Origin of the sequence: Paraburkholderia haematera (genome assembly GCF_905220975.1) — a bacterium.
GTDB classification, from domain to species: domain Bacteria; phylum Pseudomonadota; class Gammaproteobacteria; order Burkholderiales; family Burkholderiaceae; genus Paraburkholderia; species Paraburkholderia haematera.
The window spans coordinates 49,682-64,957 of sequence record NZ_CAJNBK010000030.1 but is presented as its reverse complement, the minus strand read 5'-3'; the positions used below and the strand labels follow the sequence as shown (position 1 = coordinate 64,957).

15 protein-coding genes and 3 tRNA genes are annotated in these 15,276 nt (G+C 61.8%); 9 read left to right on the top strand and 9 right to left on the bottom strand.

All coding sequences use genetic code 11. From position 1 onward, the window contains the following. Nucleotides 1-33: 33 nt before the first annotated feature. Nucleotides 34-110 (top strand) — tRNA-Arg (locus tag KHO23_RS30930). 88 nt (nt 111-198) lie between these two features. After that, nucleotides 199-275 (top strand) — tRNA-Arg (locus KHO23_RS30925). A 105-nt stretch (nt 276-380) separates the two neighbouring features. Here the strand turns inward: KHO23_RS30925 and KHO23_RS30920 are convergent. The 5 genes from KHO23_RS30920 to KHO23_RS30900 form a co-directional block, all read right to left on the bottom strand. Next, the gene (locus KHO23_RS30920; protein ID WP_211616278.1) at nt 381-869 is read right to left on the bottom strand and encodes a phage protein NinX family protein; all 489 of its coding nucleotides are present in this window, start codon (nt 867-869) and stop codon (nt 381-383) included. 127 nt (nt 870-996) lie between these two features. Beyond that, on the bottom strand, nt 997-3,354 hold the full coding sequence (locus KHO23_RS30915) for a RelA/SpoT family protein (RefSeq protein ID WP_211616276.1): 2,358 nt from the start codon (nt 3,352-3,354) through the stop codon (nt 997-999). Between the two features lie 106 nt (nt 3,355-3,460). Next, a complete protein-coding gene (rpoZ, locus tag KHO23_RS30910; protein ID WP_006025620.1) occupies nt 3,461-3,664 on the bottom strand; it encodes a DNA-directed RNA polymerase subunit omega in 204 nt (67 codons plus the stop codon). Nucleotides 3,665-3,724: 60 nt separating this feature from the next. Then, complete coding sequence (gene gmk, locus KHO23_RS30905) at nt 3,725-4,405, bottom strand: guanylate kinase (protein WP_211616274.1); 681 nt, start codon at nt 4,403-4,405, stop codon at nt 3,725-3,727. Between the two features lie 18 nt (nt 4,406-4,423). Further along, on the bottom strand, nt 4,424-5,347 hold the full coding sequence (locus KHO23_RS30900) for a YicC/YloC family endoribonuclease (RefSeq protein WP_211616272.1): 924 nt from the start codon (nt 5,345-5,347) through the stop codon (nt 4,424-4,426). Between the two features lie 291 nt (nt 5,348-5,638). Here KHO23_RS30900 and rph point away from each other — a divergent pair, with 291 nt between their 5' ends. The 4 genes from rph (at nt 5,639) to KHO23_RS30880 (ending at nt 8,390) form a co-directional block, all read left to right on the top strand. Then, complete coding sequence (gene rph / locus KHO23_RS30895; RefSeq protein WP_211616270.1) at nt 5,639-6,379, top strand: ribonuclease PH; 741 nt, start codon at nt 5,639-5,641, stop codon at nt 6,377-6,379. Beyond that, the gene (gene rdgB / locus KHO23_RS30890; RefSeq protein WP_211616268.1) at nt 6,372-7,019 is read left to right on the top strand and encodes an RdgB/HAM1 family non-canonical purine NTP pyrophosphatase; all 648 of its coding nucleotides are present in this window, start codon (nt 6,372-6,374) and stop codon (nt 7,017-7,019) included. The genes rph and rdgB overlap by 8 nt, the downstream gene beginning before the upstream one ends. Then, nucleotides 7,016-8,245 carry a radical SAM family heme chaperone HemW gene (gene hemW / locus KHO23_RS30885; protein WP_211616266.1) on the top strand — a complete coding sequence of 410 codons (1,230 nt, stop codon included), beginning with the start codon at nt 7,016-7,018 and terminating at the stop codon, nt 8,243-8,245. Before rdgB ends, hemW begins: the two co-directional genes overlap by 4 nt. Before the next feature lie 55 nt (nt 8,246-8,300). Then, nucleotides 8,301-8,390 (top strand) — tRNA-Ser (locus KHO23_RS30880). Nucleotides 8,391-8,544: 154 nt separating this feature from the next. Here the strand turns inward: KHO23_RS30880 and KHO23_RS30875 are convergent. Beyond that, a complete protein-coding gene (locus KHO23_RS30875) occupies nt 8,545-9,018 on the bottom strand; it encodes a DUF3828 domain-containing protein (protein ID WP_211616264.1) in 474 nt (157 codons plus the stop codon). 994 nt (nt 9,019-10,012) lie between these two features. Between KHO23_RS30875 and KHO23_RS30870 the strand changes: the two genes are divergently transcribed. Then, the gene (locus tag KHO23_RS30870; RefSeq protein WP_211616262.1) at nt 10,013-10,471 is read left to right on the top strand and encodes a hypothetical protein; all 459 of its coding nucleotides are present in this window, start codon (nt 10,013-10,015) and stop codon (nt 10,469-10,471) included. A 31-nt stretch (nt 10,472-10,502) separates the two neighbouring features. Here KHO23_RS30870 and KHO23_RS30865 read toward each other — a convergent pair whose 3' ends face one another. The 3 genes from KHO23_RS30865 to KHO23_RS30855 all read right to left on the bottom strand — a co-directional run bounded on the left by KHO23_RS30865 (nt 10,503) and on the right by KHO23_RS30855 (nt 12,654). Next, entirely contained in the window at nt 10,503-10,907 is a 405-nt protein-coding gene (locus KHO23_RS30865; RefSeq protein ID WP_211616260.1) for a RidA family protein, read from the bottom strand. A 99-nt stretch (nt 10,908-11,006) separates the two neighbouring features. Next, nucleotides 11,007-11,234 (bottom strand): hypothetical protein, encoded by a 228-nt coding sequence (locus KHO23_RS30860; protein WP_172310606.1) that lies wholly within the window; start codon nt 11,232-11,234, stop codon nt 11,007-11,009. 199 nt (nt 11,235-11,433) lie between these two features. Next, nucleotides 11,434-12,654 carry a Bcr/CflA family multidrug efflux MFS transporter gene (locus KHO23_RS30855; RefSeq protein ID WP_211616258.1) on the bottom strand — a complete coding sequence of 407 codons (1,221 nt, stop codon included), beginning with the start codon at nt 12,652-12,654 and terminating at the stop codon, nt 11,434-11,436. Between the two features lie 257 nt (nt 12,655-12,911). Between KHO23_RS30855 and KHO23_RS30850 the strand changes: the two genes are divergently transcribed. Then, nucleotides 12,912-13,508, top strand: coding sequence for a hypothetical protein (locus KHO23_RS30850; RefSeq protein ID WP_211616256.1), 597 nt, complete (start codon nt 12,912-12,914; stop codon nt 13,506-13,508). Between the two features lie 409 nt (nt 13,509-13,917). Then, complete coding sequence (gene hemL, locus KHO23_RS30845) at nt 13,918-15,201, top strand: glutamate-1-semialdehyde 2,1-aminomutase (RefSeq protein ID WP_211616254.1); 1,284 nt, start codon at nt 13,918-13,920, stop codon at nt 15,199-15,201. The last annotated feature ends 75 nt before the right edge of the window (nt 15,202-15,276 follow it).

The window sequence follows — 15,276 nt, the reverse complement described above, 5'->3', positions numbered from 1 at the left end:
TTGAAAACCTTTGCTATAATCTCGTTTCTGCGTGCGGCTGTAGCTCAGTTGGATAGAGTACTTGGCTACGAACCAAGGGGTCGTGGGTTCGAATCCTGCCAGCCGCACCACTTATTCGAGGGCCTCCCTCCGGGGAGGCCCTTACGTTTTGCCCGGTTTCATTGCAGTATCATCGTATTAGCGTCACCTGTTTAGCGTGCGGCTGTAGCTCAGTTGGATAGAGTACTTGGCTACGAACCAAGGGGTCGTGGGTTCGAATCCTGCCAGCCGCACCACCTATAGAGGGCCTTCCGATCGGAAGGCCCTTTGTTTTTGCGCGACCGTTTTGCTTCTATACCCCTCCCCGTCAGGTCTTCAGGACCCGGCGAGCGTCACGGCACCTATCGTGGCGCAGACTGAATATCACCGATCTGCCCGTCCGGACTGGGGATATCCTCGAATGAACTTCCCACCGATTCCTCACCGATCGGCGCCGCACGCTCGCCGGTGACCGCCTGCGCCTCGCGCAACACATCGTCCACACTATCGCCGAAACGACTTTCGACGAACGCCCGCAGCAGCGCGACCCGTAGCGAATCTCCCCGCCCCTCTACTGTTCGATGACCGCCTTCGAATTCCGCGATGCAGTGTGCGGCGCCAAGATAGGTCCGCTCACGCACCTCCAGCCGTTGCGCCCGCTCCAGCACCGCGGCAGCCGCTTCCCATGAGGCGGACGGCGTAAAACGGCCGTCCCACGGGCGGCCGCGGTCATTGCCGCGGATATAGACGGTCTCGCCGCTGTCGGTAAAGTAGATTTCGCGCACGAAGTCATGCAGGCTGCGGGCGACCCAATAGTCGAGCGCCATGCCGGTGAGGTCAGCTACGTTCATAAGCGTTCTCCCGAAAAAACGGACGGAATTTTCGGGTGAGATTCGCTGGCGGCGGGGCGGGTGCGTTCAGATTCGAACCCGGGTGCCTGAAACCATTCGAACCGAACAGACTCAGCCAGCCGTCAGATCAGTAATCCGCCCGCTCGCGGTCGATCCGCATCCCGCCATCGTGACGGTGATGCCCTTCCTCGCTCGGCCGCTCGCGCGCAATGCGCATCACATCCGGATTCGTACGCACGCGGCGCATGACGTTGGCGAGATGGACGCGATCGCTCACCTGGATCACGAAGCGCAACACCGTGGATTCCTGCGACAGGTCTTCGTCCATCGCGATGTGGACGATGTTCGCATCCGCCGACGTGATGTCGGCAGCCACGCGGGCGAATACGCCCTTGGTATTCTTGACCAGCACTTTCACCGCGACGTCGAACAGACGCCCTGGCTGAGGCGCCCACGCAACGTCGATCCAGCGGCCCGGATCGCGCCGGTGGATACGTTGCGCAACGCGGCAGTCCGTGGTGTGGATTGCCATGCCGAGGCCAATGCCGATGTAGCCCATGATGTCGTCGCCCGGAATCGGACGGCAGCACGCGGACAACTGCACCGACATGCCTTCGGTGCCGGTGATGACGACCGGCGGCGCATGCGGCGCCGTGCCGTCGGAACGCGAGCCGTCGTCGTCGGCGTCGCGTCCGCTCATCAACACTTCGATACGCTTGGCCATGACCGCGGCGACACGCCGGCCGAGACCGATATCCGCGAAGATTTCCTGGCCATTCTTGTTGCCCGTCCACTGCACGAGCTTTTCCCACGCTTCCGGCGTCACGTCCGACAGTGCCAACCCGTAGCCCTTCAGCGCCTGGTCGACGAGGCGTTCGCCGAGCTGTACAGACTCGTTCAAACGCATTGTCTTCAGATAATGGCGGATCGCCGAACGCGCCTTGCCGGTGCGCACGAAACCGAGCCAAGCCGGATTCGGCTTTGAATACGGCGCCGTGATCACTTCAACAATGTCGCCACTCTTCAGCTCGGTGCGAAGCGGCAGCAGTTCGTTATTGATCTTCACTGCGACGCACTGGTTGCCCAGGTCGCTGTGGATCGAATACGCGAAGTCGAGCGCGGTGGCGCCGCGCGGCAATGCCATGATCTTCGACTTCGGCGTGAACACGTAGACCGCGTCCGGGAACAGATCGATCTTGACGTGTTCCAGGAACTCGCTCGAATCGCCCGCTTCGCTCTGAATGTCGAGCAGCGACTTGAGCCACTGGTGCGCGCGTTTCTGCACATCATTCAGATCCGCGCCGCCGTTCTTGTACAACCAGTGCGCGGCAACCCCCGCCTCGGCAATCTCGTGCATCTTGCGCGTGCGCACCTGGAACTCGATCGGCGCGCCGAACGGGCCGACCAGCGTGGTGTGCAGCGACTGGTAGCCGTTCACCTTCGGGATCGCGATGTAATCCTTGAACTTACCCGGCACCGGCTTGTAGAGTGCATGCAGCGCACCGATGCAGGTGTAGCACTCGAGCGCGCTTTCGACCACCACCCGGAAGCCGTACACGTCGAGAACCTGCGAGAACGACAACTGCTTGTCGCGCATCTTCTTATAGATACTGAAGATGGTTTTCTCGCGGCCGGTGACTTCGGCGTCGAGCTTCGCGTCGGCAATCGCGCGCTGCACCGACTCCAGAATCTTGCCGACGACTTCACGCCGGTTGCCACGCGCGGCCTTGACGGCTTTTTCGAGCGTGGCGTAGCGATGCGGGTTGAAGTTCGCGAAGCTCAGGTCCTGCAGCTCGCGATAGGTATTGTTCAGGCCAAGCCGGTGTGCGATCGGCGCGTAGATGTCCAGCGTCTCGCGCGCCACACGGCGGCGCTTTTCATGCGGCACCGCACCCAGCGTACGCATGTTGTGCAGCCGGTCGGCGAGCTTCACCAGAATCACGCGGACGTCGCGCGCCATCGCGAGCAGCATCTTGCGGAAGTTTTCCGCCTGCGCCTCTTCGCGATTGCGAAACTCCATCTTGTCCAGCTTCGACAACCCGTCGACCAGTTCCGCGACCTTCGCGCCGAATCGCTCGGCGAGTTCGGCCTTGGTCACGCCCTGGTCTTCCATCACGTCATGCAGCAGCGCTGCCATGATCGACTGGGCGTCGAGATTCCAGCCGGCGCAGATTTCCGCGACGGCGACAGGATGCGTGATGTAGGGCTCGCCACTCTGGCGATACTGGCCGAGGTGGGCTTCGTCGCTGAAATGGAACGCCGCCTTGATGTCCTTGATTTCTTCCGGCTGCAAATAGCCGGACAGAACGGCGGTTAGCTTGGCGATCGATACGACGTCATGCCGGCGCGGTTGCTCCGGCGTGGCGGTCGGCCCGAACAGATGGCGAAACGACTGTTCGAGGACCGCGTCGATGTACTTCCGTGCAGATGAGGGCAAGTCGGCGTCGTGTTCCACTTCCGTGGCGGTGGGCGGGGTAGTACTCATTTTCGCCTCCGTAGCGGTTAGGGTTGGACGCCGGTCTGCACGTTGATGCAATTACGTGTAGCAAATTGGTGCGGCAAATTCGGCAATCGAAACGGAACAGGGCGCCTTAAACCGGCACCTTCTTCAGCATTTCGACGCCAACCTGGCCAGCTGCGATTTCACGCAACGCGACAACCGTGGGTTTGTCGCGGCTTTCGATTTTCGGCGTGTGACCTTGCGCGAGCTGGCGCGCGCGATAGGTCGCGGCAAGCGCGAGTTCGAAACGGTTCGGGATCTGTTTGAGGCAGTCTTCGACGGTAATGCGGGCCATGTTGGGTTCCTTCTCAGTATGTTGCTTATTCTACCTTATGTGCTCGAACCACCGCCGCGCTCACGCGTGTGGCAGGTGAATGCCGAGCTGCACGAAAAGCTGCGTGTGGCGCGCGTATTGCGAGGCGAAGCGCGAACGCGTCGCGGCCACGAGGCACCGCAGTTCACCGAGCGCGCGATCGAAGTTGTCGTTGATCACGACGTACTCCGCTTCGGCCGCGTGCGCCATCTCGCTGCCGGCCGCGAGCAAACGTCGTGTGATCACATTCGGTTCGTCCTGGCCGCGCTTTTTCAAACGCTCTTCGAGTGCGTCGAGAGACGGCGGCAAGATGAAGATTTCTACGGCGTTGTGAAACTGTTTCTTCACCTGTTGCGCGCCCTGCCAATCGATTTCGAGCAGCACGTCATGCCCGCTTTTCATCTGCTCTTCGATCCACACGCGCGAGGTCGCGTAGTAGTTGCCGTGCACTTCCGCGCTTTCCAGAAACTCGCCGGTCGCGTGACGCGTGAGGAAATCGTCGACCGTGGTGAAGTGATAGTGCTCGCCGTCCTGCTCCTTCGGACGCGGCGGCCGCGTCGTGTAGGAAATCGACAGACGGATCGCGTCGTCGCCGGCGAGCAGCGCGTTCACGAGCGTCGATTTGCCCGCGCCCGAAGGCGCGACCACCATGAACAGGTTGCCGGGATAAGCACCGGCGTAAGGGTTGCGCGGTGCGCTGGTTTCGCGTGTGTGGTCGGTCATGTTCTTGGGGCTCCTGCCTTACTCCAGGTTCTGTACTTGCTCGCGCATCTGTTCGATGAGCAGCTTCAGGGTCATCGACGAATCGGCCAGTTCCTTCGCAGCCGCCTTCGAGCCGAGCGTGTTCGCTTCGCGATTCAGTTCCTGCATCATGAAGTCGAGCCGCTTGCCGACCTTGCCGCCCTTCTCGATCACGTGACGCGTTTCGTTCAGGTGAGCCGTGAGTCGCGACAGTTCTTCGGCGATATCGATACGGATGCCGTACATCGTCACTTCCTGGCGAATCCGTTCGTTGATTTCTTCGCGCGAGACGATCGTCGCGGCCGTGTCGGGCGCGGCAATGCCGAGCGCTTCCTGCAGACGTTCGACGATCTTCTGCTGATGCTTGGCGATCAGTTCCGGCACGAGCGGCGTGATCTTCGTAACGATCGTTTCCATCTCGGTGACGTTGGTGAGCAGCACCGCCGCCAGTTGCGCGCCTTCGCGGCCGCGCACATCGATCAGATCGGCAATCGCCTGCTTGCCACATGCAAGCACCGCGTCGCGCAGCACTTCCGGCGCCACGCCGGTTTCGGCCAGCACGCCCGGCCAGCGCAGAATTTCGCCGGTGCGCAGGCGCCCTGCTTCCGGGAACGTCGACAGCACGGTGCGCTCGAGCAGCGCGAGTTGCGTCAGCGCATCGCGGCTGACCGAACCCGCGTTGGCCGACTGTTCGCTGCGTTGCAGGTTGATCCGGATATCGACCTTGCCGCGCGAGAGTTTGTTCATCAGCATTTCGCGCAGCGTCGGTTCGCAGACGCGCACGTCTTCCGGCATCCGGAAGTTCAGATCGAGAAAGCGCGAGTTCACTGTGCGCAGTTCGACCGATACGCTCACGCCGCCGGTGCCTGAGGCCGCGACGAGTTCGCGCGTGGCGCTCGCATAGCCAGTCATGCTGTAGATCATCGTATTTCTCGCGATTGTGGCCATGCGTTCGACGATGGCCGGAGAGTCGAATCGCCCGGCGTGTACGAGACGCGGGGCGGGGAATCCGCATTATCCCATTTTTACCGACGAGGCCGCTTCAAGCCAGGGCAGCACCAAGGCAGCACGAGGGCCACCACGCGCGAGGTGCTGCTTCGCGCGGAGCCCGCGCACATGCGGGCAGCGGTCCGGCGGACAGGCCGACCCGCGCCTGGCGCGATCGGCGGTAAAATTGCGCTTTCCCTCCTGCTTTTCTTCCAGACCGATCCCAACATGACCAATAACACCCAACGCCCCAGCGGCCGCCAGGCCAATCAGCTGCGCGACGTGCGCATCACGCGCCACTACACGAAGCATGCGGAGGGCTCGGTGCTGGTCGAATTCGGCGACACCAAGGTCATCTGCACGGCGAGCATCGCCGAGAGCGTGCCGTCGTTCCTGCGCGACCGAGGCCAGGGCTGGCTGACCGCCGAATACGGCATGCTGCCGCGCGCCACGCATACCCGCAGCGACCGCGAAGCCGCGCGCGGCAAGCAAACCGGCCGCACGCAAGAAATCCAGCGTCTGATCGGCCGCGCCCTGCGCTCGGTGTTCGATCTCGAGAAGCTCGGCGCGCGCACGCTGCATATCGATTGCGACGTGATCCAGGCCGACGGCGGTACGCGCACGGCCAGCATCACCGGCGCGTTCGTCGCCGCGCATGACGCGGTGGCCAAATTACTGGCTACGGGCCGCATCGAAACCTCGCCGATCGTCGATTACGTCGCGGCGATTTCGGTCGGCGTGTACGACGGTTTGCCGGTGCTGGATCTCGATTACGATGAAGATTCGCAATGCGACACCGACATGAATGTGGTGATGACAGGCGCGGGCGGCTTCGTCGAAGTTCAGGGCACGGCCGAAGGCGTGCCTTTCTCACGCGATGAAATGAATTCGCTGCTCGATCTGGCGAGCGACGGCATCAACACGCTGATCGCGATGCAGAAAGCAGCGTTGGAGCAAAAGAGTGAGTGAGGGTCGTCAAAACCGCGGCGCTGTTGCGTCTGACTCGCCGTTGAAGAAGGTCGTGCTGGCGTCGAACAACGCGGGCAAGCTGCGCGAGTTCGCGGCACTGCTCGGCGCGGCCGGCATCGACCTGATTGCGCAAGGCGAGTTGAACGTGCCGGAAGCCGAAGAGCCGCATCCGACTTTCGTCGAAAACGCGCTGACCAAGGCGCGTCACGCGGCGAAGCTCACCGGCCTGCCCGCGCTCGCCGACGATTCCGGCTTGTGCGTGCGCGCGCTGCGTGGCGCACCCGGCGTTTATTCGGCACGTTACGCGCAGCTTGCCGGCGGCGAAAAGAGCGATGCGGCGAACAATGCACGGCTCGTTTCGGCCTTGGCGGGCGAAACCGATCGCCGCGCGTATTACTACTGCGTGCTGGCGCTCGTGCGTCATGCGGACGATCCCGAACCGCTGATCGCCGAAGGCCGCTGGCACGGCGAAATGCTGGATGCGCCACGCGGCGCGAATGGTTTCGGCTATGACCCGTACTTCTTCCTGCCGTCGCTGAATGCGAGCGCCGCGGAACTCGAACCGGCGGTGAAGAACGCCAGCAGCCATCGCGCGATTGCATTGCGCCAACTGCTCGCGCGTTTGACGGAGGAAGCGTGATTCCGATCAAATCGACGCCTGCCGACATCGGCAATGGCGTCATCAAGGCTTTCACGTCACCGGGCAGCATTCGCCTGACGTCGTTGCCGCCATTGGCACTGTATGTGCATTTTCCGTGGTGCGTGCGCAAGTGCCCGTACTGCGATTTCAACTCGCATGAGTGGAAAGGCGACACGTTCCCGGAGACCGAGTATCTGGACGCTCTGCGCGCCGATCTCGAGATGGCGCTGCCGCTCGTGTGGGGGCGCCAGGTGCATACGGTGTTCATCGGCGGTGGCACGCCCAGCTTGCTGTCGGCGGCCGGGCTCGACCGGATGCTGTCCGACGTGCGCGCCCTGCTGCCGCTCGACGCCGACGCGGAAATCACGCTTGAGGCCAACCCCGGTACTTTTGAAGCCGCCAAGTTCGCGCAGTTTCGCGCGAGCGGCGTGAATCGCCTGTCGGTGGGCATCCAGAGTTTCAATGAAGCGCATCTGAAGGCGCTCGGCCGGATTCACGACTCGACGCAAGCACGCCATGCGGTCGACGTGGCCGCGACCACCTTCGACAACTTCAACCTCGATCTGATGTTCGCGCTGCCGCAGCAGACGCTCGCGGAATGTCAGGCTGACGTGGAGACGGCGTTGTCGTTCGCGCCGCCGCATTTGTCGCTGTATCACCTCACGCTCGAACCGAACACGCTGTTTGCGAAATTCCCGCCCGCGCTCCCCGACGACGACGCTTCCGCCGACATGCAGGACTGGATTCACGAACGCACGACGGCCGCCGGTTACGAACGCTACGAGGTGTCTGCCTACGCGCAGCCGCATCGGCAGAGCAAGCACAATCTGAACTACTGGCGCTTCGGCGATTATCTGGGCATCGGCGCGGGCGCCCATACCAAGCTGTCGTTTCCGAACCGTGTGCTGCGTCAGGTGCGCTACAAACATCCGGCCACCTTCATCGAGCAGGCCAAGGCTGGCACGGCCGTGCAGGAAGAGCATGAGGTCGGGCCGCGCGATCTGCCGTTCGAGTTCATGCTGAACGCGCTGCGGCTGGTGGAAGGGTTTCCAGTGCATCGCTTTATCGAGCGCACGGGGCTTTCGATGACCTCGATCGAACCGGCTTTGCAGGAAGCGGAACGGCGCAAGCTGATCACGCGCGACCACGAAAAGATCGCACCGACGCCGCTTGGCCAGGCGTTTCTGAATGACCTGCAAGGGCTGTTTCTGAAAGATCCGCAGTGATTGCAGCTCGACCGGGCGCCGCAACGAGGATTTTTCAGGTTACAATTTACGGCTTGGAGGTGTGGCCGAGCGGTTTAAGGCACCGGTCTTGAAAACCGGCGAAGGAGTGATCCTTCCGTGAGTTCGAATCTCACCGCCTCCGCCAGACGATCAATGAAAACGGGCCTGTTGGCCCGTTTTTGATTTCTGGCCACCAAATAACCCGCCAATGCCGCAAGCGCCATCGTCCAGGAACAAAGCCTCTCGCCTCGAGAGGCGGGTATTCGGTGCGGTTAGAGGCAGCGTATTCTGAAATAAGGTTAGTCGGAAACATCGTACTGGTGATAGCCCAGATAGTTGTTTGTATCCTCTACCTTGATGATTTTCCAAAGCCCCTGTTCCTGCCGCACGAACACGACCAGATTCTTTTTTTCCTTTGCACCAAACGTCACGGCGATAACTGCCACCCCATCAAGCGCAACGGTCGGGTGCAAGGCCATGTTGTTAAGCCATGCGTTTTCGTCAAGGTCTTGGACCCGCGTGAAATAGTCACTCCCGCCCGGCAACCGGTTATGTTTGTAATCGTCCCTCAGATTATCAACAGTCGGCTTTGCCACGTAACGATAAATGGCGTTATCCGTCAACTGGTAAGGCCCGCCCTCCCGTTCGAGATACCACGTGTAAAACGCCCGTACGACGGCCTCCGGAGTGTTTGGCCCTGATGCAGTTGCGGGCTGAATCACACCTAAAGCGAGAGTCAGCGCGGCATAGGCCAGCAGAAGATATTTGCTCATCGTCAGTCGTGCCGGTACATTTTGTAAGTCGGTTGGCTAGTTCTATATGCCGGTCCGGGGTAAAAGCCATGCATCTGCTTGAAATCAGATATCCAGATTTGTCCGTCAAACATCGCCATGTGTCCGTCTGGGTGACCCGAAATTGACTGGATCACGATCACATCGCCGCGCTGCGGATTACCGTGCACTTCGTAAAAGCCAACGCAAATGAGTGACGAACTGTAGTTTCTCGCTGACCCAGTTCGCACAAGCTGGAGACCACCCCACTCAATGGCACGCCGCGTGTACTCCGCGCACCTACCTATGCTTGCTGGCTGCGCATGCGATTGAAGGTAACGTACTGCTCCAACTTTGTCCCATGCCATTTTTATTCAACTTCCACAACAAGAGGAGTTTGACATTTACCGCTGTCTAGAACAAAAGTCCATTTTTGGGACGGATGTTTAACAAAACTTTAACTGGATCAAGCGCCCGTGAGCACTGACCTGCCAGGTGGCAAGCACGCCCTGAACAGAAGCTCTGCTACAGAGCGCCGTCCGGATCTGTCACGGCGCAACGCGTTGCGCGGGTAAGCAACTGTAAATGAAGGCCGAATAAACCGAGGCTTCGTAATTTGCTGTTATTTGCTGCCGTGCGGCAGGCCGGACGAATGCCGCTCCCGGCTCCTCCAAGTCATAAAGAGGGAGGAACCATGCTCAAATGACTGTTAACGATAGGTTTCGCCTTGGGCCTTTCCGGATGCGTCGTCGCACCGGCATACGGATATGCCCCCGGCTTCTACGCCGTCCCGAGTGTCAGCGTGGGTGTTGGCGTCGGCGGTTATTACGGCGGTCACGGAAGGTGGTAATTTCTGGCCGCGCTCATTCTTGGCCAAGTTCGTACCAGACAATCTCTCGGCACCGCCCGCATTAAGGGGAACCCCTCCCTCAACATCTCGCTCCCATGGTCGATATCAAGACTATCTGTGCTGTCAACACACGCCAGGGAGTCGCTCATGAAAGTCCGTACTTTAGCCGTTGCGTTGATTTGGGTTGCCGCGAGCACGGCCGTGTCATCCGCGTTTGCAGGCGCGTCGACGGCACCGTCCGACAACGATAGCGCAACGGTGTTCGGCTCGGCCACGCTGTCGAATCTGCAAGACGTAGGCGGCAGCGCGAAAGCTGGCGGGTCCGCAGCGACTGTGGGCGCGAATGCGCTGCGAGGCGCAAGCGGCAACATCGGCGTAAACCTCGCAGCCGGTGCGCTGAATGCGCAGGCCAACCAGATCGCCCTCATCACCACGCCGCAAGCCGCGATCACTTCACAACAGGATCTGCATACGGTCGCCCAGTTGACGGGCAGCACAACCGCCAAACTCGGTGCCGGCTCACTGGCGGCAGTGAGCGGCAACGTCGGCGTGAATATCGCGTCCGGTGTGGGCAATGCCCAGTTCAACGGGCTCATCATTCACTGAGGCTGCGACGCCTCGAATCCGCAGCCACGACTTAAACCAGCGCGGTCGCCTCGACCTCGACCTTCAATCCGTAGTGCAAATGAGGAACCGGCACGACGGCACGTGCCGGCCGAGCATCGCCGGCCCAACGCGCGTAAATCTGATTGAAGCTCGCCCAGTGTTCGACGTCGGCAATATAGACGCGCACCTGCACCAGTTGCGCAATACTGCTGCCGGCACCTTCGAGCGCAGCCTGCACGTTCGCCAGCACCTGCTCGGCCTGATCTTCGAACGAAGCGCTTGAGAGCTTCTCGCCCTGCGCGTTGATCGGCAACTGCCCCGAGACGAAAACAAAGCCGTTCGCGATCGCGACGTGACTGTAATGGCCGCCCGGTTTTGCCAACGCAGCGGGATTGTCCGTGTGCGGCAGATGCGGATCGTGCTGGCTAACAGCCATGTATACAACTCCAAAGTGGATGGCGCCTTCGCGGCGCATGGCAACGCGCCAGACGCCGCATGCGACTCACCGCGCGTGTCACACCGCGCATGTCACACGTTAAGCAGGCACGTCCAGCTTCTCACGCGCATCGGCGCAACGCCGATTCAGGTCGCGATGTATCAACTGGCTGTCGAGCAGCGCTGAAACATCAGACAAACCGTAATCAAAGCGCAAGACGTATTCGATGTCTGTGTAATCGTGATAGGCGCCGCTGTCTGCCAGCTTCTGCGCTTCGGCAAAGGCAGCATGTTGCCGCTCGCCGTTCATCAAATCTCTGATCGCCATGATTGCCGCTCCGAGGAACAGTGACTCCATCATAGCAATGCAATTCGAAACGCACGGTCGCGCGCGCGCAACACCTGGTGTTTTCCGTAGGCACGCTGGTTAGCGCGGGACGCAGAAGCAAGCTTGCTGCGCGTTTCGGCTAAGGAACAATGATCCGCCATTAGCGAAGGACTCCCGCCTCACAAAACGACACGCCATCTCAAACGGCAGCGACGGGCGCCTTCATTCCATGCCATTTGACGACCAGTATCCGGCCGACGTAACACAACACGCCCGCCACGCCCACGACGATGCCCATGCCCTTGGGCGAGCCATCCTGCCAGAGTCCGACGGCGAGGCTCGCCAACGCGCCGAGCGCCAACTGCACTGCGCCGAACACGGCGGCCGCGGCGCCGGCATTCATCGGATACCGATGCATCAGATCGGTCGTGCAGTTAGCGGACAATAGCCCCACCACGCCGACCACGAAGAACAACCCGAAGACGATCGACCACAAGCCGCCCCACCCCGTCAGCGAAACGAGACAAACGAACAAGGACGCGATGCAACTCACGGTCGCGGCAAAAGAAATGATCGGCAGCGAGCCGAGCCGGCCGACAAGGCGCGTATTCATCAAGTTACCGAACATGATGCCGACGATATTCAGCGCGAACAGAAAGCCGTAATGCTGCGCCGATACATGGAAATATTCGATGTACACGAACGGCGTCGCGGTGATGTAGGCGAACATCGCCGCGAACGCCATACCGCCGCACAGCATGTTGCCCCACGCCACCGGATCGCGCAGCAACTTGCCATAGGCACCGAACGATTTCAGCAGCGCCGAGTGCGCGCGCTTTTCGGGCGGCCACGTTTCCGGCACCTTGAGGAACGCGGTCACCGCGCATAGCGTGCCGAACAGCGTCAGCACGACAAAGACGACGCGCCAGCCGCCGATCAACAGCAACTGCCCGCCGATCAGCGGCGCGAGCAACGGTCCGATCGCCGTGACGATGGCAAGCATCGACAGCACGCGGGCGGCATCGGTCGGCCCATGCGCGTCGCGGGCGATCGCGCGCGCCAGCACCGAGGCCGCGCCCGCGCCGAGTGCCTGCACGAAGCGGAACGTCACCAGCGATCCGATCGAAAACGACAACGCGCAGGCCACGCTCGCCAGCGCGTACATGATGATGCCGCCGAGCAGCACAGGCCGGCGGCCATAGGTGTCGGACAGCGGACCATAGAGCAGCATGCCGATCGAAAAGCCGAACATGAAGCTGGTGAGCGTAGTTTGCGCGGCGCCGTTGCTGATGGCGAATGCCTGCGAGATGGTCGGCAGGCTCGGCAGATACATATCGATGGAAATCGGCCCGCATGCGGCAAGCGCACCGAGCAACAGAATCAGCCGGCCATCGGGCCGGCTTCTGGTGACGTGAGACATGGGAATCCAGATGAAGCGCCGCGCCGTCATCGGCAGCGAAACGCGGTGAAACCGGGAAAACAGCAGCTTGACGGCCCCAATTGTACGCGACGGTTAAACCATCCGCCGCGCTCGTGCCTGGCTGGGCGGCCCGCCCATGCTCCGCGACAAGCGCGCCGCCGATCGGTTAAGCTGCCGCCAGAACGCCCCGGCCGCCCCGGCGCGTGACGCCAGGCTGTCCGCTGCGCCCTTCCACACTACCCTGTCCCGCCCCTGACATGACTGCCTTCCTGTTGATCTGGAGCCCGAAGAAATGGCCGTGGCCCGAGCTGCCCGACGTGGCGAAGCGAGTCGCCGCAGGCGTAGCGGTGGCTGACGTGTGGGGTTGCGGATTTGCCCGCAGCATCCTGCCGGGCGATCGCGTGTTCCTGCACCGTGTCGCCCAGGAACCCAAGGGCATTTTCGGCTCGGGCTACGTCACGCGCGCGCCGTATGAAGTCCCCGACTCGGCGACGAAGCGCGGTTACCGGCTGTGCATCGACTTCGTGTACGACTGGGTGGTCGACGCACACGAGGGGGTCGTGATTCCACGGGAGATGTTGCGCACGCATCCGTTTTCCGTGCAGACGTGGGACGCGCAGAGTTCAGGCACCGTGATCAAGCCAATCGCCGAAGGCGCGCTCGAAAAGCGCTGGGCTGAACTCACTGGCAAGCGCAAACCGCCTCGGCTTGACGTACCGGGGGGCCTCATTCGCTCCAGCAAGGTAACGGCTCACAAGGCGGCGGCGGAGAAAACCGCGACAGAAGGTCGCGCGGGGACGCAGCCGGAGCTTCCGATGAAGAAATCAGCGGTAAAACGCACGCATAAGGTCTAAACGTCGGCGCGAGGTTGGTGAAGTACCGCTGCAGCGCGCGCAGCGCCGCTGGAAGTATGACTCCTTTGTCACGGGGGTTGAATGTGCGAGAAGACCGATTCCAGACGCACCACTACCGCGACTGCGCGAGGGACCCGCTTATGAGCTGGCGGTTTAAGCCGCTTTCTTTTGCCTACTTTTCTTTGCGGCAGGCAAAGAAAAGTAGGTGCCGCCCCGCACAGGGGCAACACTAATAGACCACCGGGAAATCAAGGATAGGCACAGGAAACAGCAACCCCGCCCCAGCAAGGTCAAACCCAAAACCTCTTCACGCTGACTCCGGTACAATTTCCCCACCAACCCCCAGCGCCGCGCGGAGCGCAAGAAACCGCACCCGTGCCGCTGCGCAACCCACATTCCAGCCATCGCCATGTCCAGAAATCAGACCCTCTTCGACCGCGCGCAGCGCACCATCCCGGGCGGCGTGAACTCGCCGGTCCGCGCATTCCGTTCGGTAGGCGGCACGCCGCGCTTCATCGAGCGCGCACAAGGCCCCTACTTCTGGGACGCGGACGGACAACGCTATACCGACTACATCGGCTCGTGGGGCCCGATGATCCTCGGCCACGTCCACCCGGAAGTGCTGGAAGCGGTTCAGCGCGTGCTGACCAACGGCTTCTCCTTCGGCGCGCCGACCGAATCGGAAGTGGAAATCGCCGAAGAAATCTGCAAACTCGTGCCGTCGATCGAACAGGTCCGCATGGTCTCGAGCGGCACCGAGGCGACCATGAGCGCGCTGCGCCTCGCGCGCGGCTTCACGAACCGCAGCCGCATCGTCAAGTTCGAAGGCTGCTATCACGGCCACGCGGACAGCCTGCTGGTCAAAGCCGGCTCCGGCCTGCTCACGTTCGGCAATCCGACTTCGGCGGGCGTGCCCGTCGATATCGCCAAGCACACCACGGTGCTCGAGTACAACAACGTCGTAGAACTCGAAGAAGCGTTCAAGGCGTTCGGTAATGAGATCGCTTCGGTGATCGTCGAGCCGGTGGCCGGCAACATGAACCTCGTGCGCGCCACGCCTGAATTCCTGCAAGCCTTGCGCCGCCTGTGCACCGAGTATGGCTCGGTACTGATTTTCGACGAAGTGATGTGCGGTTTCCGCGTCGCCCTGGGCGGTGCGCAAGAGGTCTACGGCATCACGCCGGATCTGACGTGTCTGGGCAAGGTGATCGGCGGCGGCATGCCGGCGGCGGCTTTCGGCGGCCGGCGCGACATCATGGCCCACCTCGCGCCGCTCGGCGGCGTCTACCAGGCGGGCACGTTGTCGGGCAATCCGATCGCGGTCGCCGCGGGCCTGAAGACGCTGCAACTGATCCAGGCGCCGGGCTTCTACGACACGCTCGCCGCCCGCACCACGCGTCTCGCGCAAGGTCTCGCGAACGTCGCGCGTGAGGCGAAGGTGCCATTCGCGGCCGATTCGCTCGGCGGCATGTTCGGCCTCTACTTCACGGAATCGGTTCCGACCAGTTTCGCCGAAGTCACGAAGAGCGATGTGCCGCGCTTCAATGCGTTCTTCCACAAGATGCTGGACGCGGGCGTGTACTTCGCGCCGTCGGCGTATGAAGCGGGCTTCGTTTCGATCGTGCACGACGACGCGATCATCGACGCCACAATCGACGCGGCGCGCGGCGCATTCGCCTCGCTCGCGGCCTGAGGCGGGCAAGACGCAGTGCCCGCCGAAAGTTGAAAATCAGGCTCAATACTGCCTAGCCACCGTACCGACCGGATA